This is a genomic window from Curtobacterium sp. MCLR17_031 (assembly GCF_003234775.2).
GTDB classification, from domain to species: domain Bacteria; phylum Actinomycetota; class Actinomycetes; order Actinomycetales; family Microbacteriaceae; genus Curtobacterium; species Curtobacterium flaccumfaciens.
The window spans coordinates 1,245,517-1,268,457 of sequence record NZ_CP126270.1 but is presented as its reverse complement, the minus strand read 5'-3'; the positions used below and the strand labels follow the sequence as shown (position 1 = coordinate 1,268,457).

Genomic DNA, 22,941 nt, shown 5'->3' with positions numbered 1-22,941 from the left:
CGAACCGGACGATCCGCGAGCAGACTCGTGTCGTACATAGGTGTTCCGCTGAACGTCGCCGTTAGGCAGCACTATGCGGACGACCGCACGACAGGCACAGGAACGAAGAAGCCCACCGAGATCCTCGGTGGGCTTCTGCCGTCGTGTCCGACACGTTTCGGTCGGGCTGACAGGATTTGAACCTGCGACCCCTTGACCCCCAGTCAAGTGCGCTACCAAGCTGCGCCACAGCCCGCGAGTTCCGGAGAACTCAGGACCCCGGAGGATCCTCGCCCGCGTCCGACCGGAGCGCGAGCGACCGGTCCAGCATAGCGGACGTCAGACCCCCTCCGTGCCACGGCGAGTCGGAGCAACGCGACCCGATCGACACGCTCAGCCCGGCCGCACCACCTCGCGCCGCGCCGCCAACCACGGCAACCCGAGCCCGACGAGCAACCCGCCGGACCCGTCCGCGGCCAGGTCCCCGATCGTGTCGTCGTACCCGACGAAGATCTTCGAGTCGACGAAGTTGTGCCCGAGCCACTCCCCCATCTCCCACACGGCTCCGACCGCGAGTCCCGCACACAGCGCGAGCACCGCGACGACCACCCGGCGCTCGGCGTGCGGGGCCGGCACAGCGCGCAGGTCGGCACCGATGACGTAGAGCACCGCCGCGAGCAGCCCCGTCAGCACGACGTGCATGAACTTGTCCCACAGGAAGACGGTCGTGTACCACTCGAGCACGCTCGACCACCCGGCGACGAGCACGAGCACGCACACCGCCACGTCGAACGCCGGCCGCAGCCCGAGCATCCGCGGCACCACGACCCCGAGCAGCGCCAGTGCCATGACCGGGAACGCCGTCCCGCCCCACCCGACGCTCGCCACGACGACGCTCACGAGCGTCAGCGCCCGCACCACGTCGGCCACCAGGAACCGCGGCCGCAGGAACGTCGGTCCGAGCGTGGCGATCACGACGCCCACCGCACGACCGCGTGCACGGCGGCGTGGTCGGACGGCCAGACGCCGCCCGGCCGCCGCACGTCGACCGCGACGCGGTCCACCTCCGCCTCAGCGGTCACGAGCACCCCGTCGATCCGCCGGCCACCGACGCGCGGACTCCCGTAGTGCGGGTACGTCCCGTAGGGCTCACCCACCTGCCTGGAGGCCCGCCCCCAGCTGTCCTCGACCCCCGCCTCCGCCAGGGCTCGCCATGGTGCGGAACCGGCGGGGCTGTTCCAGTCGGCCATGACCACGGCGGGCAGGCCGCGCTGCCGGATGATCCGGCCGAGCAGTTCGGCGGAGCGGACTCGGGCCCACGGCGAGGCGACGTCGAGGTGGGTGGCGATCGCCAGGAACCGCACGCCGGTCTCGCGGTCGTCGGCGACGGCTCCGACGGCGTGCCGGGGGAAGGACGTCGCCCACGACCGCGAGCCGGGGCGGTGGGGCGTCCGGGAGAGCGCCCAGGTACGGCGTTCGACGACGTCGAGGCGGGAGCGGTCGAGGAACAGGCCGACCTGTTCGCCACCGCCGTGCGCTCCCCGTCCGGCCAGGACGGGCTCCCAACCCGACCCCAGGCCGGACGTCAGGTCGTCTGCCTGCGCGGGCAGGGCCTCCTGGACGGCGAGGACGGTGGGCGCTTCGGACGCGACGAGCGCGAGCACGGCCTCTCGGCGACGCTCCCAGGCGTCGGGGTGGGTCGGCTGTCGCGGCACGCGGCGACGCACGTTGAGCGTCATGCAGTGCACCTCGGGCGACCGGACCGGTCCGATGAGCGGGCGGTCGTCGGGGTGGTGGGGCATGCCTCCCTTCTACGAGACGACACCCGTCGGATTCCCAGGGACCTCTCCGTCTGGCTCGTATGGTGGCTCGATGCGTTCACGTTCCACCCCTCGTCTCCTGGTCGCGATCGCGGTCTCCGGCCTGCTGCTCGGAGCCGCCGGGTGCACGTCGAGCGGACCGGACACGAGCCGCCCGACGTTGGCGAAGGCCTCGGCCGACACCGTCACGGTGGCCGACGCTGCGGACGCCGCAGCCCGGTCCGTCCGCGTCAGCAAGGCCCTGTTCGCGAGTGCTCCCGGAGCGGTCGTCGCCCGGGCCGGCGACACTGACGGCATCCGCGATGCGGCGAAGGCTGCGGCGAGCGCCCACGTCCCGGTGCTGCTGACGGCCAAGGACACGAGCACTGCCGTCGCCCGCGAGCTGGACCGGCTCGGTGCCGACTGGTACCAGGCCGAGGGCGACGTGTCGGTCGACACGGACGTCGAACAGCGGCAGGCGCCGGACGGCGGTGACGCGCCGGAGTCGACCCGGGCCTCCCCGCAGGCGACCGTGGTGATGGCGGACGCGAGTGCGGACGCTGCTGCCGTGGCGACCGCGAAGGCCGCAGGCGCGCGCGTCGTGACCATGCCGAAGGGTGTAGCCGACCCGGCTGCCGCACCCGACGTGGTGACGGCGCTGCACGAGCGGGCGAAGCACCCGACCGTCCTGGTCGGTGCGGCGTTCGAGGCCCTGCCGGACCCGGAGTGGACGGTCCGGGCTGCCGAGGGCGGGTTCCAGCTGCGGAACGGCGGCCAGCGACCGTTCGACGGGCACCGGTACGTCGCGTTGTACGGGGCTCCCGGGGCTCCGGCGCTGGGCGTGCTCGGCGAGCAGGGGCCGAAGGAGACCGTGCAGCGTGCCGAGCAGGTCGCGAAGCCGTACCGGGCCGAGTCCGACGAGCTCGTGACGCCCGCGATGGAGGTCATCGCGACCGTCGCCGCCGGGGACGCCGGAGCCGACGGCGACTACTCGACCGAGCTGCCGGTGTCGACGCTCGAGCCCTACGTCGAGGCCGCCCACGACGCGGACATGCCGGTCATCATCGACCTGCAGCCCGGGCGGTCGGACTTCCTGTCGCAGGCCAAGAAGTACGAATCGCTGCTCAAGAAGCCGGGCGTCTGGCTGGCGCTCGACCCGGAGTGGCGGCTGACGAAGGACCAGGTGCCGCTCGAGCAGATCGGGAGTGTCTCGGCGTCCGAGGTGAACGAGGTCTCCTCGTGGCTGGCTGCGCTCGTGCGCGACGAGGGGCTGCCGCCGAAGGCCCTGGTGCTGCACCAGTTCCGGCTCTCGATGATCCAGGACCGCTCCGCACTGCAGACCCACCCGGAGCTCGACATGCTCGTGCACGTCGACGGGCAGGGGTCGCAGCCGGACAAGCAGGCGACGTGGAAGGCACTGCACCAGGGCGCGCCGGAGGGGTTGCACTGGGGCTGGAAGAACTTCTACGACGAGGACACGCCCATGCTGACGCCTGCGCAGACCATGCAGGACGTGCAGCCGACGCCGTCGTTGGTCACCTACCAGTAGGGAGCTTCTCCACAGCCTGGAGGCGCGACCTGCGTTACGTCGGTCGGTGCTGACAGCATGGGGGCATGGACACCCCCACCGCCGCTCCGTCTGTCGTCTCGCCTTCTGCAGACATCGCCGCCGAGGCGCAGCAGGCGCTCGCTGCGCTCACGGGGCGCCCCGACGCGGTCTTCCACCCGGGCCAGCTAGAGGCCATCTCGGCGCTGGTCGAGCACCGGCAGCGCGCCCTGGTCGTGCAGCGCACCGGGTGGGGCAAGTCGGCGGTGTACTTCCTGGCGACGCTGCTGCTGCGCCGACGTGGGGGCGGCCCGACGGTGCTGGTGTCGCCGCTGCTCGCCCTGATGCGCGACCAGGTCGCCGCCGCCGCGCGGGCCGGTGTCCGTGCGGTGTCGATCAACTCCGCGAACGCCCACGAGTGGGGCGAGACCCAGGCAGCCCTCGCCCGTGACGAGGTCGACGTGCTGCTGGTCTCCCCCGAGCGGCTGAACAACCCGAAGTTCCGCGACGAGCAGATGCCGACCCTGATCGCCCGGATGGGGATGCTCGTGGTCGACGAAGCGCACTGCATCTCGGACTGGGGCCACGACTTCCGGCCGGACTACCGCCGACTGGCCGAGCTCATCCGGTCGCTCCCCCACGGTGTCCCCGTCCTGGCGACCACCGCGACGGCGAACGAGCGCGTGGTCGAGGACGTCGCCGAGCAGCTCACCGCCGGCCCGGCCGACCCGGTGTTCACGATCCGCGGGTCCCTGGCTCGCAAGTCCCTGCGCCTCGGCGTGCTGACGCTGCCCGATGCCCGGCAGCGGCTCGGCTGGCTCCTCGCGCACCTCGGCGACCTGCCCGGCAGCGGCATCATCTACACGCTCACCGTCTCGGCGGCCGAGGACATCGCCCGGCTGCTGCGCGACAACGGGTACGCCGTCCGCGCCTACACGGGGCGCACCGACACCGACGAGCGCGAACAGCTCGAACAGCAGCTCAAGGGCAACGAGCTGAAGGCCCTGGTCGCCACGAGTGCGCTCGGCATGGGGTTCGACAAGCCCGACCTCGGGTTCGTCGTGCACGTCGGGGCTCCCTCGTCGCCCGTCGCCTACTACCAGCAGATCGGTCGTGCGGGTCGTGCGACCGACAACGCCGACGTCCTGCTCCTGCCCGGGCGTGAGGACCGCGAGATCTGGCAGTACTTCGCCAGCGCCTCGATGCCGACCGAGGCCCGCGCCGCCGCCGTGCTCGGCGCCCTGTCCACCGACACCGCGATGTCGACCGTGGCGCTCGAGGGCCTGGTCGACATCAAGCGCTCCACCCTCGAACTCCTGCTCAAGGTGCTCGACGTCGACGGCGCCGTCCGACGCGTCACCGGCGGCTGGGTGTCGACCGGGCAGCCGTGGGAGTACGACGCGCCCCGGTACGAGCGGGTCGCCGCGGCCCGTGCTGCCGAGGCAGCGTCGATGCTCGACTACGAGTCCACCTCGGCCTGCCGCATGCAGCTGCTGCAGCAGGACCTCGACGACCCCTCGGCCGAGCCCTGTGGCCGGTGCGACAACTGCGCCGGGGCGTGGTTCCCGACGGCCGTGTCCGACACCGACTCGTCCGGTGCAGCGGCCGCGCTCGACAAGGTCGGCGTCGAGATCGCCCCGCGTGCCCAGTGGCCCTCGGGGATGTCGTCGCTCGGGGTCTCGGTGCGGGGCAAGATCGGCGCGGACGAGCTCGTGCAGCCCGGCCGTGCGGTGGCGCGTCTGACCGACCTCGGCTGGGGCGGTCCCCTGCGTGCGCTGTTCTCGCCGTCCACCCCCGATGCCCCGATCTCGCGCGAGCTCGTCGACGGTTGTGTCCGGGCGCTCAAGGACTGGCCGTGGGAGACCCGGCCGACCGGCGTCGTGGCGATGTCGTCGCGATCGCGGCCCGAACTGGTGGGGTCCCTCGCCCAGGCGCTGTCCACGATCGGGCGGTTGCAGTTCCTCGGCACGCTCGGCCGTGCCGGCGGGACCCCTCGCGGCGACGGTGCGACGAACAGCGCCTACCGGTTGTCCGGCGTGTGGGACACCTTCGTGGTCGATCCGTCGCTCGCTGCCGCCCTGCAGTCGCACGAGGGCCCGGTGCTGCTCGTCGACGACCTGGTCGACAGCCGGTGGACGATGACCGTCGCCGGCCGGGAGCTCCGGCGCGCCGGGGCCTCCGCCGTGCTCCCGTTCGCCCTGGCCACGGTCGCGTAGCGCCCGCACCTGTTTTGCGACAGTCCACGTGTCGATCGACGCGTGTGCTGTCGCGGAGCCGGTCCACCGCCCGCCGGAGCCCTACCGCCGCGCGGGCTTCGGGAACGTGGCCCGCATGTGGTCGCTCGTCAGCACGTCGCCGATGCCGACCATGAGCACCGAGAACAGGATCTGCTCGATGACCATCCAGAACGGGTAGAGCCCGGGGATCGCCGCGACGATCAGCGTCACGATCGGGAAGATCCGGCTGAACAACCGCAGCCGCTGGTACGCCCAGTAGTACCCGAGCTGTGCCCGCCAGGCGAACACGTAGAGCGTCAGGGTGATGAGCAGCACCACGGTGGACCGGAACCACACGGCCCACGACAGGGTGTCCCCCGCGCGGGTCAGCAGCACGGCGACCACGATGGCGGTGAGCCCGACGACGGTCTCCGCGACGAGCAGCCACCGGATCCACCGGAACGAGCGGACGGTGTCGGGGTGTTCGAGCATGTCCTCGCGGATCACGTATCCGGCCTGCCGGCCTCCGGCCAACCGGTCGAGGCGCAGACGGCACCACACACGGTCGGCGAGCACACCGAGTCCGTCGTTCTGCTGCGTCACCAGTACATCGTGCCCCATCCCGAGGCCGACAGCAGACGCGGCACAGCCACGAGCACCGATGCGGAACGACACTGTCGACGTCGGACGACCACGACAGTGTCGTTCGGCGTCGGTTCAGCACGCCCCCAGCGCGCCCCGCTCAGTCCGACGGGACGAGTGCCGCGCCGCCCAGCACGGTGCCGGTGTCGGCGTCCAGCAGGACCAGGGAGCGGACCTCGTCGGGCAGTGCCCACGGGTCGCTGAGCACGACGGTCAGCCCCTGTTCGACCCCGGCAGCCTGGAACAGGTCGAAGGACTCCCCGGCGGGGGTCCACACCGGCTTCGAACCACCGCGCACCGTCCCCGCGGACAGCACGACGTCGACCGGGCCGTCCCCGCCGGTCTCCAGGTGGTCGATCTCCACCGCGAGGGTCTCGTCATCCGTGTTCCCGGCGATCCGCACGTGCCCGGAGGCCGCAGCCCCGATGCCGACGATGTCACCGGAGACCGGCGGGACGCGGCGCCACCACGGGTCGATGGGCGAATCGTCGACCGGACGGACGGGTTCGGGCTCGATCGGTTCCTCGAGGCCGTCGGACGGCGGCAGTCGGACGTCGGGCGACCGCGCCGGCTCGGAGGGCACGGAGTCGGCACGGGTGACCGAATCGCCGTCGTCCGGTGCGTGCGAGATCGTCCACAGGGACACCGAACCCACGACGACCACACCGACGAGGACACCCACCAGGGCGAGCCGACGTCGGTCCGCTGCCCACGGCCCGGTACCCACGCCCCCATGATGCCGCACCGGCGCGCCGGACCGGCTGCGGGCCTCCAGGCCGGACGCGAACGCAGAACGCGCCCCGACGGATCGAGGCGCGTTCTGCGTGACGGGTGGGAGCGCTCAGCGCTTCCGGCGCTCGCGCACCCGCATGTTGACGTTGATCGGCGTGCCGGAGAAGCCCCAGACCTCGCGGAGTCGACGCGTGATGAAGCGTCGGTACTGCGGGTCGAGGAACGCCGAGGTGAAGAGCACGAAGGTCGGCGGCTGGCTCGAAGCCTGGGTCCCGAACAGGATGCGGGGCTGCTTGCCGCCGCGCACGGGGTGGGGGTGTTCCTGCACGAGCTCGGCGATGAAGGCGTTGACCTTGCCGGTCGGGATGCGGGTGTCCCACGACTCGAGGGCGGTCTCGAGCGCCGGCACGAGCTTCTCGAGGTGACGGCCGGTGCGGGCGGAGATGTTCACGCGCGGGGCCCAGGCGACGTGCGCCAGGTCCTGCTCGATCTCGCGCTCCAGGTAGCGGCGTCGCTCGTCGTCGAGCAGGTCCCACTTGTTGTAGGCCAGCACGAGGGCACGGCCGGACTCGAGGACGAGGTCGATGATGCGGAGGTCCTGCACGGACACCGGCTCGGTGACGTCGAGGACGACGACAGCGACCTCGGCCTTCTCGAGCGCGGCGGTGGTGCGGAGCGAGGCGTAGAAGTCGGCGCCCTGCTGCATGTGGACGCGCTTGCGGATGCCGGCGGTGTCGACGAAGCGCCACACCTTGCCGCCGAGCTCGATCTGCTCGTCCACCGGGTCGCGGGTGGTGCCGGCGATGTCGTTCACGACGACCCGCTCTTCACCGGCGGCCTTGTTGAGCAGGGAGCTCTTGCCGACGTTCGGGCGGCCGAGGATGGCCACGCGGCGGGGGCCGCCGACCTCCTGCTTGGCGACGGCCGAGGTGTCGGGCAGCGTCTTGATGATCAGGTCGAGCAGGTCCGCGACGCCGCGACCGTGCAGGGCCGACACCGGGTGCGGCTCGCCGAGCCCCAGGTTCCAGAGCTCGTAGGCGTCGAGTTCACGGCGCTCGTCGTCGGCCTTGTTCGCGACGACGATGACGGGGCGGTCGGTGCCGCGGAGCATCTTGACGACGTGCTCGTCGGTGGCGGTGATCCCGACCGTGACGTCCACGACGAACAGCACGGCGTCGGCGAGGTCGATCGCGACCTCGGCCTGCGCTGCGACCGAGGCGTTGATGCCCTCGGCGCCGGGCTCCCAGCCGCCGGTGTCGACGAGCGTGAAGCGCTTGTCGTTCCAGTCCGCCTTGTAGCTGACACGGTCGCGGGTGACGCCGGGGACGTCCTGCACGACGGCCTCACGACGACCGAGGATGCGGTTGACGAGCGCGGACTTGCCGACGTTCGGGCGGCCGACGATCGCGAGCACCGGGTAGGCGGGCAGGTAGTGGACGCCGTCCTCGCCGACCTGACCGGCCTCGAGCAGGGCGAGGTCTTCGTCCTCGAGGTCGTACTCCTCGAGTCCGGCGCGGAGCGCGGTCGCGCGCTGCTCGGCCTCGGCCTCGTCGAGTCCGGCGAGCCGCTCGCCGAGGGCGTCGTCGTACCGGGGGAAGTCGTCGTTGTCCGGGTTGTCCAGCTGAGCCATCTTGGGTTCCTCGCGAGCGGCCGGGGCCGCGGTGTCGGTGGCCGTTGCCGGCCGGGGCCGGGGGTCCGGCCGTGGTGTGACCAGGCGGCCGAGGCCGTCCGGTCGTGCGTCAGTGCGTGGCCACGCGGGCCAGGTCGACGACCGCCTGCACGGTCTGGTCGAAGTCGAGGTCGGTGGAGTCGAGCGTCGTGACGCCGTCGGCGGCGTTCATGAAGTCGACGACCTTCGCGTCCGCCGCGTCGCGACGAGCGAGTGCTGCGGAGGTCTCGGCGGCCGACTGGGTCGTGACCTCTGCCGAGCGTCGGGCCATTCTAACGGACTCGTCGGCCGTCAGCAGGATCCGGACCTCGGCATCGGGTGCGACGACCGTGGTGATGTCCCGGCCCTCGGTGATGATGCCCGGGGCGTCGGTCTTCCGCATCACGTTCCGGAACAGCTGGACCAGGCGCTTCCGGACGTCCGGGAGCTTCGCGATGTGGGCGACCGCGCCGGTGACGTCGGGGGTGCGGATGGCCTCCGTCACGTCGGTCTCCCCCACCTTGACGTAGTAGTCGTCGGGGTCGGTGCCGATGGCGTAGTCGAAGGTGTCCCAGCTCGCCAGGATCGCCGCGGCGTCGTCGAGGTCGACCCGCTGCTGCAGGGCGTGCCACGCGAGCGCACGGTAGGCGGCGCCGGTGTCCTGGTAGCCGTAGCCCAGGGCGCGGGCGGCCGCGCGGGAGACGCTCGACTTGCCGCTGCCGGCGGGGCCGTCGACGGCGATGACGATCTTCGCCACGTAGGCGCCGTCGGCCAGGCCGGACGGCATCGGGGCGCTGGTCGAGCCGGGCTCCCCGCCGGGTTCGCCGAGGCCACCTGCCGGGCCACCGAGTGCGCCGCCGTCGCCGCTGCCGCTGAGCGGGCCGCCGGCACCGCCCTGGCCCGGGGTCGGGAGACCGGTGTCGGGCCCGTCCGGTCCGCCGGTCACACCGGAGTCGTTCGTCGCTGCGTTCGTGTCGTCGTTCAGGCCCATGCTGCTGCGATCCTCCATCCGCGCCCCTCGAGTTCCTCGACGAGTCGCTGTTCCTGCTCGGGCAGCACCGACACCTCGACGATGCCGATCTGTGCGCCCGGTGAGTGCTCGAGGCGCATGTCCTCGAGGTTGATGCCGATCTCCCCGATGAACGTCAGGAGTGCGGCGATCTGCCCGGGGGTGTCGTCGACCAGGACGACCACCTGGGCGAAGCGCTTGGTGGTGCCGTGCTTGCCGGGGAGCCGTTCGACCCCGCGGTTGCCGTCGGCGATGGTCTCGGCGATGGTGCGCGGCGAACCGGCACCGTCCGGGTCGCCGAGGGCGTCGATCACGCGGGAAAGGTCGTCGCGCAGGTCGGTGAGCACCGGCCGGATGTGCCCGGCGTTCGCCCCGATGATCTGCACCCAGAGCCCCGGGTCGCTCGCGGCGATCCGGGTGACGTCGCGCACGCCGCCGCCGGCCAGGCCGAGCGATCCGTCGGGGGCGTCCCGCAGGCGCGAGGCCATCAGCGTCGACACGAGCTGCGGCGCGTGCGAGACGTACGCCACGGCGAGGTCGTGCGACTCGGGGTCCATCGGCACGACGGTGGCGCCGACGTCGAGCGCGAGGTCCTCGACCACCGCGGCACGCTGGTACGTGATGCCGTCGTGCCCGGCGATCACCCACGGGCGACCGACGAACAGGTCGGCGCGGGCGGCGGTCGGACCGCTGCGCTCGCGTCCGGCCATCGGGTGCGACCCGATGTAGCGGGAGACGTCCGCCCCGGCCGCCACCAGGGCGGCGAGCGGCCCGGACTTCACACTGGCGACGTCGGTCACCACGGCGTCGGGGTGGGCAGCGAGCTCACGCTCCACCACCGTCGCGACGACGTCCGGCGGCACCGCGACGACGATGAGCTCCGGCTGGTCGCCGGCGGCCGGTCGACGCCCGGCGCCGTAGTCCACGGCGAGCGCCAGCGCGGCGGGCGAGACGTCGTCGAGGACGACGTCCACGCCCTTCTCACGCAGGGCGAGACCGATCGAGGCACCGAGCAACCCGGCACCGACGATCCGGACCGGGCCGCGCAGACGGCGGTCGATGTCGGTCGGGGTCACGTCGGTCACCGGGCAAGCCTACCGATCGAGGCCCGGGCATCGGTCGATGCCCGGGCCTCGGGATCGGTCAGTCCGCCGACTCGTCCTCGTACTCGTCGTCGTCCTGGTCGAGCGCGACGTCGCGGTCGTCACGAGCGGACGGCTTCGCGTCACGGACGGTGCTGAGCAGCTTGCCGACCTCGACCGTGCCGAGCTCGCGCATCTTGCCCGGCGGCAGGCTGCCCAGGTGCAGCGGTCCGAACGACCGGCGGACGAGTTCGAGGACCGGGTGGTCGACGGCCTCGAGCATGCGACGGACGATGCGGTTGCGGCCGGAGTGCAGCGTGATCTCGACGAGCGACTCACCCCGCGAGGACTCGAGCAACCGCACCTTGTCGGCCTTGATCGGACCGTCCTCGAGCTCGACGCCCTCGGTGAGGCGCTGCACGACGGCGGGGTTCACGTTGCCGTGGACCTTCGCGATGTACGTCTTCTGCACGCCGAACGACGGGTGCGCGAGCACGTGTGCCAGGTCGCCGTCGTTCGTCAGGACGAGCAGCCCGGAGGTCTCCGCGTCGAGACGGCCGACGTTGAACAGGCGCTCCTCGTAGCGGTCCACGAACTCGGTCAGGTCGCGGCGACCGCGCTCGTCCTGCAGGCTCGAGACGACGCCGGTCGGCTTGTTCAGCACGATGTAGCGCCGCGACGAGTCGATCTGCACGGGCACGCCGTCGACGCTGATCGCGTCCTTCTCGGGGTCGACGCGACGCCCGAGGGCGTCCACGACCTCGCCGTTGACCGTCACGCGGCCCTCGACGATCAGGTTCTCCGCGACCCGGCGGGATGCGACGCCGGCAGCGGCGATCACCTTCTGCAGGCGCTCACCCTCTGCCTGGAGGCTCGGCTCGGCCCCGGCAGGCGCGGTTCCGTCCGCCGCGTCCCAGTCCTCGATGATCGGCCGTTCGGGCGTGCCCTCGGCCGGGTTGCCCCGGTCGTCGCGCTGCCCGCTCGGCTTCGGCGTGGTGCGGTCGCTGTTGCGGACGCTCGTGGTGCCGCCGACGTAACGGCGGCCGTTGTGCCAGACGCGGCTCTGCTGGCCGTCCGGGGTGCGGCGGTCGTCGCGGCCGCGGTCGTCGCGGCCGCGGTCGTCGCGCCGGTCGTCGCGGGGAGCGGAGCTGCCACGGTCGTCGCGTCCGCGGTACCCACCGCGGTCGTCACGCGGTGCCGAGCCACGGTCGTCGCGACCCCGGTACCCACCACGGTCGTCACGCGGTGCCGAAGCACCACGGTCGTCCCGCCCGCCGTAGCCACCGCGGTCGTCACGCGGAGCGGAGTTGCCGCGGTACCCACCGCGGTCGCCACCACCGGATCGGTCGTCGCGACCCCGGTAGCCGCCTCGGTCGTCGCGCGGGGCCGGAGCCCCACGGTCGTCACGGCCGCGGTAGCCACCACGGTCGTCACGCGGAGCCGAGTTGCCGCGGTAGCCGCCACGGTCGTCGCGGGGCGCCGAGCTCCCACGGTCGTCGCGACCCCGGTAGCCACCACGGTCGTCACGCGGAGCGGAGCCCCGGTAGCCACCGCGGTCGTCGCGCGGAGCCGGAGCACCACGGTCGTCACGGCCGCGGTAGCCACCACGATCGTCGCGCGGAGCCGAGTTGCCGCGGTAGCCTCCACGGTCGCCGCCACCGGAACGGTCATCGCGACCGCGGTAGCCGCCACGGTCGTCACGCGGAGCCGCGTTGCCGCGGTAGCCACCACGGTCACCACCGCGGTCGTCACGCGGAGCGGACGCACCACGGTCGTCACGGGCGCGGTAGCCACCGCGGTCGTCACGCGGAGCGGAGTTGCCGCGGTACCCACCACGGTCGCCGCCACCGGCGCGGTCGTCGCGACCCCGGTACCCACCACGGTCGTCACGCGGCGCCGAAGCCCCACGGTACCCACCACGGTCGCCGCCGCGGTCGTCACGCGACGGGTACCCGCCACGACGGTCGTCGTCACGCGGCGGGCGTGCGCCCCCGCGGTCGTCGCGACCGTACCCGCCGGAGCGGCCACCGGCACTGGAGCCGGCCCCGCCGCGTCCGCCGGCCGGGCGGCCGGAGCGATCCGGGCCTCCCGAGCGTCCGTTGCGGTCGTCTCGGTCTCGGGGCGCGCCGCGCCCCCGGTCGTCAAACCCTGCCATCGGGGATCCCTTCGTTCTGCTCGAAGCCGTCCGCACCGTCGTCCAGGAGGGGCGAGATGAGCGGCAGCTCGTCGAGCGAGTTGATGCCGAGCTGCTGCAGGAGCAGGTCGGACGTGACGTAGTTGATGGCGCCGGTCTCGGCGTCGGTGAACGACTCCTCGATGAGGCCGCGTGCCACCAGGGTTCGGACGACGCCGTCGACGTTGACGGCGCGGATCGCAGCGATCTGCGAGCGGGTGATCGGCTGCTTGTAGGCGACGACCGCGAGGGTCTCGAGTGCGGCCTGCGACAGGCGCGAGGGGCGCTCGGCCTCGACGAACTGCTCGACCACGGGGTCCAGGTCGGCGCGGACGTAGAAGCGCCAGCCGCCACCGACCTCGCGCAGTTCGAAGCCACGGCGGATCGTGCCGTCGACGCCGTCGAAGTCGGCGACCAGGCGTTCGATCGCCTGGCGGACGGCGGGGACGGGCGAACCGACGGCCGCACCGAGGGCGACGAGTGACTGCGGCTGGTCGGCGATCATCAGGATGGCCTCGAGCTGCCGGTCGATGGGGATGGTGGGGTGAGCCTGCGACGCGGTGCGCTCGTGGATCTCGTGCTCGATCGCGCGGGCGTCGGCCATCTCGTCGGCGCCGCCGGGTTCGGCGCTGGACGTGTCGTGCACGTCATCCGTCATAGTCGGCTCCCAGGTTCGCGAGGCTCTCGTCGGACCAGTCCTCGGCGGTCCACCGCAGTGTCAGCTCCCCGAGCGGCTCAAGCTGCTCGAACGAGATCGACGCGTTCCGGTACAGCTCGAGGATCGCGAGGAAGCGAGCCACCACGATACCCGTCTGGTCGACGCCCGCGACCAGTTCACGGAACGAGACGCCCTCACCATCGCGGGTGCGGAGGATCGAGACGACGATCGCGGCCTGTTCGCGGATGCTGATGAGCGGGGCGTGCAGGTGGTCGAGGCCGACGGTCGGGATCTCCCGCGGGGCGAAGGCCAGCGCGGCCAGTGCGGCGAAGTCCTGCACCGACAGGGTCCAGACGAGCTCCGGCGTCCGCGCGCGGAACCGCTCCTCGAGCCGGACGCTGCGGACGTGCCGTCGCGACTCGACGCCCCAGCGCTCCCCGAACCAGTCGGCGGCCTGCTTGAACGCCCGGTACTGCAGCAGCCGGGCGAACAGCAGGTCGCGGGCCTCGAGCAGGGCCACGTCCTCGGCGTCCACGAGCTCACCCTGGGGCAGCAGCCCGACGATCTTCAGGTCGAGCAGCGTCGCCGCGACGACCAGGAACTCGCTGGCCTCGTCGAGCTCGTCGGCGGACTCGGCCTGCCGGACGTACTGGATGAACTCCCCCGTCACGGCACCGAGGGACACCTCGGTGATGTCGAGCTCGTGCTTCGTGATGAGCGACAGCAGGAGGTCGAACGGTCCGTCGAAGTTGGCGAGCCGGACCCGGAACCCCGCGTCAGGCGACGGCGCCACGCTGGACGAGCTCTCGTGCGAGCTGCCGGTAGGCGTGGGCGGCAGGGTGGTCCGGCGCGGTCTGCGTGATCGGGCGTGCGGACACCGTGGCGTCCGGGAACTTCACGGTGCGGCCGATGACGGTGTCGAGCACACGGTCGTCGAAGGTGTCCACGACCCGCTCCATGACCTCGCGGGAGTGCAGCGTCCGCGAGTCGTACATGGTCGCCAGGATGCCGTCGAGCTTGAGCGCAGGGTTGAGGCGGTCGCGCACCTTGTCGATCGTCTCGATGAGCAGCGCGACACCGCGGAGCGCGAAGAACTCGCACTCGAGCGGGATGAGCACGCCGTGCGCCGCGGTCAGGGCGTTCACGGTGAGCAGGCCGAGCGACGGCTGGCAGTCGACCAGGATCACGTCGTAGTCGTTCGCGACCTTGCGCAGCACGCTCGCCAGGATCTGCTCGCGGGCGACCTCGTTCACCAGGTGCACCTCGGCCGCGGACAGGTCGATGTTCGCCGGGATGACGTCGAGGCCGGGGGTGTTCGTCGGCTGGATGACCTGGTTCGGGTCCTTCACGGCACCCATCAGCAGGTCGTACACGGTGTGGATGTCGTGCGTCCGGACCCCGAGTCCCGCGGACAGCGCACCCTGCGGGTCGAAGTCGACGGCGAGGACCTTGCGGCCGTACTCCGCGAGCGCGGCGCCCAGGTTGATGGCGGTCGTGGTCTTGCCGACGCCGCCCTTCTGGTTGCAGAGCGCGATGATGCGGGCGGGTCCGGTGCTGTCGAGCTCCTCGGGCACGGGGAAGTCCCGGACGGGACGCCCCGTCGGACCGTGGGTGGTCGCGCCGGTGGGGTTGGTCGTCGGGTTCGGGCTCACCCCGTCATCGTACCGGCGACCTCGGGCTGGGCCGGGTCGCACCGCCGCACTGCTGCTCGTCAGGCAGCGCGCAGGGCGACGCGCATGCTGTCGACCCGCTCGGCGATCACGGGGTCGGTCGACCACCGCTGCTGCAGCCGACCGACGAGCTCGCCGACCTGCTCGCGGTCGAGCCCCGGGTGCAGGGCCAGTCCCACCGTCAGCTCCGGCCCGGCGAACCGGCCGACCGGGTCGCCCGGCGCGAGTTCGACACGGGCGACGCTGGACTCCCCCTCGACCGAGGCCGCGAAGGCGCGAGCCACCTCGGGGTCCTCGAAGCACGGGGTCCACGGCAGGTCCTGCCCGAGCGCCCACACCGCGGGACGACGCAGCACGAACTCGGTCGACGACTTCGGGTCGAGCACGACGAGCTGGGTGTCCTCGCTCGCCGCGGCCATCGCCACACGGCGGGACTCCACCGGCACCGGACGCGCGTCCGGGTCCCACGCGTGCATGGCGACGACCGAGGTGAACGCCGGCATCACGCTGCGACCGTCCGGACCGGCGACCGTCACGATCGAGAGTTCCTGGGTCTTGTCGACGAGCTTGCCCTGATCGGTCTCCCCCACGTCACCGGCATCGGCGATGAGCGGGATGAGCAGCCGGGCGGTCCGGAGCGCCTCGACGATCGCCGCCTGGGACGCACCGTCGGCGATCGAACCGATGGCCGCGAGCACCGCGGGGTCGGCGAGTCCGTCGTCGTCGGCGAACGCGGTGTCGTGGTGGTCGAACGTGCGGCCTTCCCACGAGAAGCCCGCCGAGTCCGCCGCCCCGCCGGGGGTGTGCGCGTCGTCGGCGTCCGGCCCGGTGCCGCGGCCGTTCGAGATGCCCGCCACGGCGCTACTCGGAGGCGATGTCGAGTGCGGCCGGCAGCGTGAACGCCCCGGAGTACAGCGCCTTGCCGATGATCGCGCCCTCGAGCCCGTACGGCACGAGTTCGCGGAGCGCACGGAGGTCGTCGAGCGTCGAGATCCCGCCGGAGGCCACCACGGGCTGGTCGGTCCGGTCGCACACCTGGCGGAGCAGTTCGACGTTGGGGCCCTGCAGCGTGCCGTCCTTCGTGACGTCGGTCACCACGTAGCGGGCGCAGCCGGCGGCCTCCAGCCGGTCGAGCACCTCCCACAGGTCACCGGCGTCCTCGGTCCAGCCGCGGCTCGACAGCGTGGTGCCGCGGACGTCCAGCCCGACGGCGATCTGCTCGCCGTACTCACCGATCACCCGCGCGGCCCAGTCCGGGTTCTCGAGCGCCGCGGTGCCGAGGTTGACGCGTGCCGCACCGGTCGCCAGTGCCGCTTCGAGCGAGGCGTCGTCGCGGATGCCGCCGGACAGCTCGACCGAGACACCCTCGACCTCGCGGACGGCGTGCGCGATCACCCGGCGGTTGTCGCCACGACCGAAGGCTGCGTCGAGGTCGACGAGGTGGATCCACTCGGCACCCTGGTCACGCCAGGTCCGGGCAGCGGCGACGGGGTCGCCGTAGCCGGTCTCGCTCCCCGCCTCGCCCTGGGTGAGGCGCACGGCCTGTCCGTCGACGACGTCGACAGCCGGCAGCAGGACGAGGGGCGGGGTGTCGGTGAGGTCGGTCATGGTCCTGTCGGTTTCGTTGCGGTGGAGAAGGGGCTGCGGACAGCCGGGAGGCCCGGTACGCGTCCGGCACGGCCGTGGCGCCCGGTGCCAGCCGGGTTCAGAGCGAGCGGACCCAGTTGGAGAGCAGGCGGATGCCCGGCTCGCCGGACTTCTCGGGGTGGAACTGCGTGGCGGTGAGCGGCCCGTTCTCGACCGCGGCGATGAACGGCTGCCCGTGCTCGGCCCAGGTCAGACGGGGCGCACGGAACGGCCCGTACGCCTCGAGCGGGAAGTCGGTCACCCCGTAGGAGTGCACGAAGTAGAAGCGCTCGTCGTGCAGCCCGTCGAACAGCACGGAGTCCTCGGGCGCCCGCACGGTGTTCCAGCCCATGTGCGGCAGCACCTCGGCCTGGATCTCCTGCACGGTGCCGGGCCACTGGCCGAGCCCTTCGACGTCGGCACCACGCTCGATGCCCCGCGAGAACAGGACCTGCATGCCGACGCAGATGCCGAGCACGGGTCGCCCGCCGGCCAGACGGTGGTCGACGATCTCGCCGCCCTGCACGCCCTCGAGCTGGTCGATCACGGCGGCGAACGCCCCGACGCCGGGGACGAGCAGGCCGTCGGCCTTGAGTGCCGCCTGCTTGTCCGAGGTCAGGGTGACCTCGGCCCCGGCGCGCTCGAGCGCCTTGGCGGCGGAGTGGACGTTGCCCGACCCGTAGTCGAGGACGACGACGTTCGGCTTGGCGGCGGTCACAGGGCGCCCTTCGTGGAGGGGATGCCGTCGACGCGGGGGTCCAGTTCGACCGCCTTGCGCATGGCTCGGGCGAACGCCTTGAACTCGGCTTCGGCGATGTGGTGGGGGTCGCGGCCCTCGAGCACGCGGACGTGGACGGTGATGCCGGCGTTGAACGTGATCGCCTCGAACACGTGGCGGACCATCGAGCCGGTGAAGTGGCCGCCGATGCGGTGGAACTCGAAGCCCGCGGGCTCGCCGGAGTGCACCAGGAACGGACGCCCGGAGACGTCGACGACGGCCTGGGCCAGCGCTTCGTCCAACGGGACCAGGGCGTCGCCGTACCGGCCGATGCCGGAGCGGTCGCCGAGGGCCTGCTTGATCGCCTGTCCGAGCACGATGCCGGTGTCCTCGACCGTGTGGTGCACGTCGATGTCGGTGTCACCCGTCGAGCGCACCCGCAGGTCGATCAGGGAGTGCTTGCTGAACGCGGTCAGCATGTGGTCGAAGAACGGGACCGAGGTCGAGATCGACGAGGTCCCGGTACCGTCCAGGTCGAGCTCGAGTTCGACACTCGATTCGCTCGTCGAACGGCTGATCGAGGCGGTGCGGGCGGTCATGCCTCAACCCTAACCGGCGGCTGCTCGGCGGCGACCTGCCGCATGGCGTCGAGGAACGCGGTCGTCTCGACTTCGGTCCCCGCACTCACCCGCAGGTGGTTCGGGATCCCGAGGTCGCGCACGATGACGTCGCGCTCGAGCAGCGCCTCGAACGCGGCGTTCGGGTCGGCGACACCGCCGAACAGGACGAAGTTCGACCAGGTCTCGTAGGTGCGGTACCCCATGTCCCGCAGCTCGGTGACCATGCGGTCGCGCTGCGCCTTGATGTCGTCGACCATCGCCAGCATCTCGGGGGCATGCCGGAGTGCCGCGATCGCCGCCGCCTGGGTCAGCGCGGACAGGTGGTACGGCAGCCGGACCAGTCGGACGGCGTCGACGACGGCGGGGTGCGCGGCCATGTACCCGACCCGGGCACCGGCGAACGCGAACGCCTTGCTCATCGTGCGGGAGACCACCAGGCGCTCACGACCGGGCAGCAGCGTGAGGGCACTCGGAGCGTCGGACGGCATGAACTCGGCGTACGCCTCGTCCACCATCACGATGCCGTCGGTCGCGTCGTAGGCGGCCGCGATCGTCTCGATCTCGAGCGGGGTGCCGGTCGGGTTGTTCGGCCCGCACAGGAACACGATGTCCGGCTGGTGCTCTCGGATCGCCGCCACGACGGTCTCGGGCGAGATGCGGAACTCGTCGTCCCGCTGGGCCGGGATCCACGTGGTGCCGGTGCCCGACGCGAGGATCGAGTGCATCGAGTACGTGGGCGGGAACCCGAGCACCGAGCGACCGGGCCCGCCGAACGCCTGGAGGAGCTGCTGCAACACCTCGTTCGACCCGTTCGCCGCCCAGAGCTGCTCGGCGGTCAAGTCGTGTCCGAGGTAGTCGGCGAGCGACTGCCGGAGCTCGGTGAACTCGCGGTCCGGGTAGCGGTTGACCGTCAGCAGGGCCTGCCGGATCGACTCGACGATGTCAGCAGCGACGTCGTCCGGAACGGGATGCGTGTTCTCGTTGACGTTGAGCTGCACGCGGACGTGCTTCTGCGGGGCGCCGTAGGGGCTCTGCCCGCGCAGGTCGTCTCGGATCGGGAGGTCTTCGAGCGTGAATGCCACCGATCCATCGTAGGCCGCTGTCACCGTGCGACGACCAGCCGTCTGGACGGCACTGCCCGAGTGGCTACTCGCCGTCGGTGTACTTGGTGGGGATGGCGATCTCTTCGCCGGCCTGCAGCGCCGAGCCGTCGAGCGCGTTGAGGCTCACGACGTCCTGCACGAAGTCACGCGGGTCCGAGTTCGGCGCCGTCTGCTCGGCGAGCTGCCAGAGCGTCTCGCCCGGCTGGATCGTCACGGTCTCGAACTGGGTGCGTGCGCCGCCGGCGGTGGCGTCTCCGGCGGAGGCCTGCCCGCCGTTCAGCACACCGAGGGCGACGACGATGAGGAGCGGGAGCGCGGCGAGCGTCGTGAAGACGATGCGGCCGCGACGCGTCAGACGCAGGCGGGTACGCACGGCGGGCGCCGCGGTGCGCTGGATGTCAGCGATGGCGATGGTGCTCATGTCGTTCTTGCCTTCCCGTTCGGTGGAACCGAAGTCGTGTACCGAACATAGTTTCGAATCAGACGACGCACAAGTCCTGGGAGTGGATTTCTGCGGGGTTTTCTTGCGACACGCTCGAACAGGTGTTTGTCCAGCCCTGGCTGGTCGGATACTGTTTCGATCGACTGGGACAAGCCTGACGGGGACCACCGACATTCCCGCCGCGGCCGGACCGGCACCGACGAAAGCGAGACGACGTGGTGGACGAACTGCGGGGCCAGAAGCCGCTGACGCCGAAGCAACAGGCGATCTTCGACGCGATCCGTGCGTCGATCGCCTCACGGGGCTACCCGCCGAGCATGCGCGAGATCGGCGACGCCGCCGGGCTCTCCTCGCTCTCCAGCGTCTCCCACCAGCTCGGCCAGCTCGAGCTCGGTGGCTGGATCCGCCGCGACCCGAACCGCCCGCGCGCGCTCGAGGTCCTGGTCGACGAACCGTCGTCCGACGTCGGCGGCCCGGACATCGACGCCACCACGCTCGTGCCGCTCGTCGGCCGGATCGCCGCCGGTGTGCCGATCACCGCCGAACAGCACGTCGACGAGATCATCCCGCTCCCCCGACAGCTCGTCGGCACCGGCGAGCTCTTCATGCTCAAGGTCGTCGGTGAGTCGATGATCGACGCCGCGATCTGCGACGGTGACTGGGTCGTCGTCCGGTCGCAGCAGACCGCCGAGAACGGTGACATCGTCGCGGCCATGCTCGACGAAGAGGCGACGGTCAAGGTCTTCCGCCAGCGCGACGGTCACACGTGGCTGCTGCCGCGCAACTCCGCCTTCGAGCCGATCCTCGGCGACGCGGCCTCGGTGCTCGGCAAGGTCGTCGCGGTCCTCCGCTCCCTCTGACAGCCTCCCGCGACTCGGGCTGCACAGGCGAGACGCCGTCGTCACCGGACGACCCCCCAGCACGACGAAACGCCGCCGGATCCGGCGGCGTTTCGTGTGTTCCGGGGCGTCTCGGCGACGTGACGGCGTCCGGCGGACCCGTCACGGGCCTCCAGGCCGCGCGGCAGCGCTCCCCAGCGCCAGCGACTGTCGGAGGTGACCGTCAGACGGTGGGGACCGGCGTGACCACGTAGGGCTCGAGCTCGGCGACCTGCCGCTGGAAGACGCGCACCCGCAGGCACGTGCCGTCCTCGACGTAGTCGACGGACTCGACCGAGCCGGTGTCGTGCAGCGACGACACCAGGTCGCCGCGGTCGTACGGCACCACGATCGTCAGGTCGACGTCGGGCTCCGGCAGGCGGTCCTCGATGACGCCGAGGAGCTCCGGGATGCCCTCGCCCGTGCGCGCAGACACGAACACCGCGTCCGGCACGAGTCCGATGAGCACGAGGCGCTGCGCGTCGTCGATCAGATCGGCCTTGTTGAAGACGACGATCTCCGGGATGTCACCCGCACCGACGTCGCCGATGACCTCGCGCACGGTGGACAGCTGCGCACCGGGGTCGGGGTGCGAGCCGTCGACCACGTGCACGATGACGTCGGCGTCGCCGACCTCTTCGAGGGTGGAGCGGAAGGCCTCGACGAGCTGGTGCGGCAGGTTGCGGACGAAGCCGACCGTGTCGACGAACGTGAACTCCCGGCCCTTGGCGCTCTCGGTCCGACGGACGGTGGCGTCCAGCGTCGCGAACAGCTGGTTCTGCACCAGCACGCCCGCGCTCGTCAGCCGGTTGAGGAGCGACGACTTGCCGGCGTTGGTGTAGCCCGCGATCGCGACGCTCGGCACCTCGTTGCGGTTGCGCTCGGCACGCTTGGCTTCACGGGCCGGGGTGAACCCGGCGATCTGCCGGCGGAGCTTCGCCATCCGCGTGTGGATCTTGCGGCGGTCGAGCTCCATCTTCGTCTCACCGGGGCCACGAGAGCCCATGCCAGCGCCTCCGGAGACCTGGCCACCGGCCTGCCGGGACATCGAGTCACCCCAACCGCGCAGTCGAGGCAGCAGGTACTGCAGCTGGGCGAGTTCGACCTGCGCCTTCCCCTCGCGGGTCTTCGCGTGCTGGCTGAAGATGTCGAGGATCACGGCCGTGCGGTCGATGACCTTCACCTTCACGACGTCCTCGAGCGCACGACGCTGCGAGGGTGCCAGTTCGGTGTCGGCGATGACCGTGTCGGCGCCGGTGGCCTTGACGACCATCGCGAGCTCCTGGGCTTTGCCCTTGCCCAGGTAGGTGGCCGGGTCCGGGTTCGGCCGGCGCTGGAGGAGCCCGTCGAGCACCACGGCGCCCGCGGTCTCGGCGAGTGCCGCGAGCTCGCGGAGGGAGTTCTCGGCGTCCTGCGCGTCGCCCTGGGGGTACACGCCGATCAGGACGACCTGCTCGAGCCGCAGCTGGCGGTACTCGACCTCGGTGACGTCCTCGAGTTCGGTGGAGAGGCCGGCGACACGGCGCAGCGCCGCACGGTCCTCACGGTCGTACTGGTCGCCGTCGCCGGTCCAGCTGCGGTCGTCGACCGACTGCGTCTGGATGGCCTGGGCGGGTGCGAAGATGGACGATGCTGCGCGGTGGTCTGCGTTGCGCAACACCCTCTCGACGACACCGTCTGCGCTGTCGTCGTTGGTCTGGTGGTTCTGCTGATGGGTATCCGTCATCCTGTGCACAGGCTACCTCTGGAGGCCCTCCGACACACTCGGTTGCCGGTACGGTTCATCCATGGCGAACGACCACTACTTCTCGGCCAGCCCCGAGAGCGAACTCCGGCCGCGCCAGGTGCACGTCACGCTCGCCGGTCAGCCCCTCACCCTGTCGACCGCGGCGGGGGTCTTCAGCCCCGACGGCGTCGACCGCGGCACGAAGGTCCTGCTCGGTTCGGTGCCCGCACCCGCTGCCGACGGAGCGCTGCTCGACATCGGCTGTGGCTGGGGCCCGATCGCGATCACGATGGCCCTGCAGTCCCCCGACGCCCAGGTGTGGGGCGTCGACGTCAACGAGCGGGTGCTCGGGCTCGCGCGCGCCAACGCTGCTGCCGCGGGGGCATCGAACGTCACGATCGCGCTGCCCGACGACGTGCCGGCCGACCTGCGCTTCCGCACCATCTGGTCGAACCCGCCGATCCGTGTCGGCAAGGACGAACTGCACCAGATCCTGCTGACGTGGCTGCCCCGGCTCGAGGTCGGGGGCGACGCCTGGCTCGTCGTGTCGAAGGACCTCGGGGGCGACTCGTTGCAGAAGTGGCTCGTCGGGGCGCTCGGCTCGGAGTTCGCGGTCACGCGGGAGTCGACGGCGAAGGGGTTCCGCGTCATCCGGGTGCAGCGCAGCGCGTAGG

Annotated in this window: 22 protein-coding genes and 1 tRNA gene; 4 read left to right on the top strand and 19 right to left on the bottom strand. The window is 71.7% G+C overall.

All coding sequences use genetic code 11. The features are described 5' to 3' along the window. Positions 1 to 161: 161 nt before the first annotated feature. The 3 genes from DEI96_RS06105 to DEI96_RS06095 form a co-directional block, all read right to left on the bottom strand. Positions 162 to 235: transfer RNA gene (locus DEI96_RS06105), tRNA-Pro, on the bottom strand. A gap of 137 nt (positions 236 to 372) precedes the next feature. After that, a complete protein-coding gene (locus DEI96_RS06100) occupies positions 373 to 954 on the bottom strand; it encodes a DUF2238 domain-containing protein (protein WP_146243504.1) in 582 nt (193 codons plus the stop codon). Next, the gene (locus DEI96_RS06095) at positions 951 to 1,781 is read right to left on the bottom strand and encodes an endonuclease/exonuclease/phosphatase family protein (protein ID WP_111023220.1); all 831 of its coding nucleotides are present in this window, start codon (positions 1,779 to 1,781) and stop codon (positions 951 to 953) included. Before DEI96_RS06095 ends, DEI96_RS06100 begins: the two co-directional genes overlap by 4 nt. 70 nt (positions 1,782 to 1,851) lie before the next feature. Between DEI96_RS06095 and DEI96_RS06090 the strand changes: the two genes are divergently transcribed. Next, positions 1,852 to 3,327, top strand: coding sequence for a hypothetical protein (locus tag DEI96_RS06090; protein WP_111023219.1), 1,476 nt, complete (start codon positions 1,852 to 1,854; stop codon positions 3,325 to 3,327). A gap of 65 nt (positions 3,328 to 3,392) precedes the next feature. Next, positions 3,393 to 5,540: a RecQ family ATP-dependent DNA helicase gene (locus DEI96_RS06085; protein ID WP_181440527.1), complete on the top strand. Its 2,148-nt coding sequence runs from the start codon at positions 3,393 to 3,395 to the stop codon at positions 5,538 to 5,540. An 81-nt stretch (positions 5,541 to 5,621) separates the two neighbouring features. Here the strand turns inward: DEI96_RS06085 and DEI96_RS06080 are convergent, their stop codons facing one another. The 15 genes from DEI96_RS06080 to DEI96_RS06010 form a co-directional block, all read right to left on the bottom strand. Further along, a complete protein-coding gene (locus DEI96_RS06080) occupies positions 5,622 to 6,143 on the bottom strand; it encodes a hypothetical protein (RefSeq protein ID WP_110864753.1) in 522 nt (173 codons plus the stop codon). 139 nt (positions 6,144 to 6,282) lie between these two features. Further along, positions 6,283 to 6,909 (bottom strand): hypothetical protein, encoded by a 627-nt coding sequence (locus DEI96_RS06075; RefSeq protein WP_146246904.1) that lies wholly within the window; start codon positions 6,907 to 6,909, stop codon positions 6,283 to 6,285. A 114-nt stretch (positions 6,910 to 7,023) separates the two neighbouring features. Continuing rightward, positions 7,024 to 8,544, bottom strand: coding sequence for a ribosome biogenesis GTPase Der (gene der, locus DEI96_RS06070; protein ID WP_071405612.1), 1,521 nt, complete (start codon positions 8,542 to 8,544; stop codon positions 7,024 to 7,026). Between the two features lie 109 nt (positions 8,545 to 8,653). Continuing rightward, entirely contained in the window at positions 8,654 to 9,349 is a 696-nt protein-coding gene (cmk, locus tag DEI96_RS06065; RefSeq protein ID WP_111023251.1) for a (d)CMP kinase, read from the bottom strand. Between the two features lie 194 nt (positions 9,350 to 9,543). Beyond that, positions 9,544 to 10,656 carry a prephenate dehydrogenase gene (locus DEI96_RS06060; RefSeq protein ID WP_071405611.1) on the bottom strand — a complete coding sequence of 371 codons (1,113 nt, stop codon included), beginning with the start codon at positions 10,654 to 10,656 and terminating at the stop codon, positions 9,544 to 9,546. 58 nt (positions 10,657 to 10,714) lie between these two features. Continuing rightward, positions 10,715 to 11,503, bottom strand: a complete 789-nt coding sequence (locus DEI96_RS06055) for a pseudouridine synthase (protein ID WP_228501111.1) — start codon at positions 11,501 to 11,503, stop codon at positions 10,715 to 10,717. A gap of 1,291 nt (positions 11,504 to 12,794) precedes the next feature. Beyond that, complete coding sequence (scpB, locus tag DEI96_RS06050; RefSeq protein WP_258372805.1) at positions 12,795 to 13,484, bottom strand: SMC-Scp complex subunit ScpB; 690 nt, start codon at positions 13,482 to 13,484, stop codon at positions 12,795 to 12,797. Beyond that, the gene (locus tag DEI96_RS06045; protein WP_171907825.1) at positions 13,474 to 14,277 is read right to left on the bottom strand and encodes a segregation and condensation protein A; all 804 of its coding nucleotides are present in this window, start codon (positions 14,275 to 14,277) and stop codon (positions 13,474 to 13,476) included. Before DEI96_RS06045 ends, scpB begins: the two co-directional genes overlap by 11 nt. Then, a complete protein-coding gene (locus DEI96_RS06040) occupies positions 14,261 to 15,136 on the bottom strand; it encodes a ParA family protein (RefSeq protein WP_017885900.1) in 876 nt (291 codons plus the stop codon). The genes DEI96_RS06045 and DEI96_RS06040 overlap by 17 nt, the downstream gene beginning before the upstream one ends. 59 nt (positions 15,137 to 15,195) lie before the next feature. Further along, positions 15,196 to 16,011 carry an SseB family protein gene (locus DEI96_RS06035; RefSeq protein WP_111023216.1) on the bottom strand — a complete coding sequence of 272 codons (816 nt, stop codon included), beginning with the start codon at positions 16,009 to 16,011 and terminating at the stop codon, positions 15,196 to 15,198. 4 nt (positions 16,012 to 16,015) lie between these two features. After that, entirely contained in the window at positions 16,016 to 16,762 is a 747-nt protein-coding gene (gene priA / locus DEI96_RS06030; RefSeq protein WP_017885902.1) for a bifunctional 1-(5-phosphoribosyl)-5-((5-phosphoribosylamino)methylideneamino)imidazole-4-carboxamide isomerase/phosphoribosylanthranilate isomerase PriA, read from the bottom strand. A gap of 97 nt (positions 16,763 to 16,859) precedes the next feature. Next, complete coding sequence (hisH, locus tag DEI96_RS06025) at positions 16,860 to 17,498, bottom strand: imidazole glycerol phosphate synthase subunit HisH (RefSeq protein WP_111023215.1); 639 nt, start codon at positions 17,496 to 17,498, stop codon at positions 16,860 to 16,862. After that, positions 17,495 to 18,097, bottom strand: coding sequence for an imidazoleglycerol-phosphate dehydratase HisB (gene hisB / locus DEI96_RS06020; RefSeq protein ID WP_027464776.1), 603 nt, complete (start codon positions 18,095 to 18,097; stop codon positions 17,495 to 17,497). The genes hisH and hisB overlap by 4 nt, the downstream gene beginning before the upstream one ends. After that, the gene (locus DEI96_RS06015; RefSeq protein WP_111023214.1) at positions 18,094 to 19,200 is read right to left on the bottom strand and encodes a histidinol-phosphate transaminase; all 1,107 of its coding nucleotides are present in this window, start codon (positions 19,198 to 19,200) and stop codon (positions 18,094 to 18,096) included. Before DEI96_RS06015 ends, hisB begins: the two co-directional genes overlap by 4 nt. Before the next feature lie 64 nt (positions 19,201 to 19,264). Beyond that, positions 19,265 to 19,642 carry a LysM peptidoglycan-binding domain-containing protein gene (locus tag DEI96_RS06010; RefSeq protein ID WP_027464774.1) on the bottom strand — a complete coding sequence of 126 codons (378 nt, stop codon included), beginning with the start codon at positions 19,640 to 19,642 and terminating at the stop codon, positions 19,265 to 19,267. 236 nt (positions 19,643 to 19,878) lie between these two features. Between DEI96_RS06010 and lexA the strand changes: the two genes are divergently transcribed. After that, positions 19,879 to 20,523 carry a transcriptional repressor LexA gene (lexA, locus tag DEI96_RS06005; RefSeq protein WP_027464773.1) on the top strand — a complete coding sequence of 215 codons (645 nt, stop codon included), beginning with the start codon at positions 19,879 to 19,881 and terminating at the stop codon, positions 20,521 to 20,523. Between the two features lie 202 nt (positions 20,524 to 20,725). Here the strand turns inward: lexA and hflX are convergent, their stop codons facing one another. Continuing rightward, positions 20,726 to 22,267: a GTPase HflX gene (gene hflX / locus DEI96_RS06000; RefSeq protein ID WP_111023213.1), complete on the bottom strand. Its 1,542-nt coding sequence runs from the start codon at positions 22,265 to 22,267 to the stop codon at positions 20,726 to 20,728. Positions 22,268 to 22,328: 61 nt separating this feature from the next. Between hflX and DEI96_RS05995 the strand changes: the two genes are divergently transcribed. Further along, positions 22,329 to 22,940 carry a class I SAM-dependent methyltransferase gene (locus tag DEI96_RS05995; protein WP_111023212.1) on the top strand — a complete coding sequence of 204 codons (612 nt, stop codon included), beginning with the start codon at positions 22,329 to 22,331 and terminating at the stop codon, positions 22,938 to 22,940. Position 22,941 lies beyond the last annotated feature (1 nt).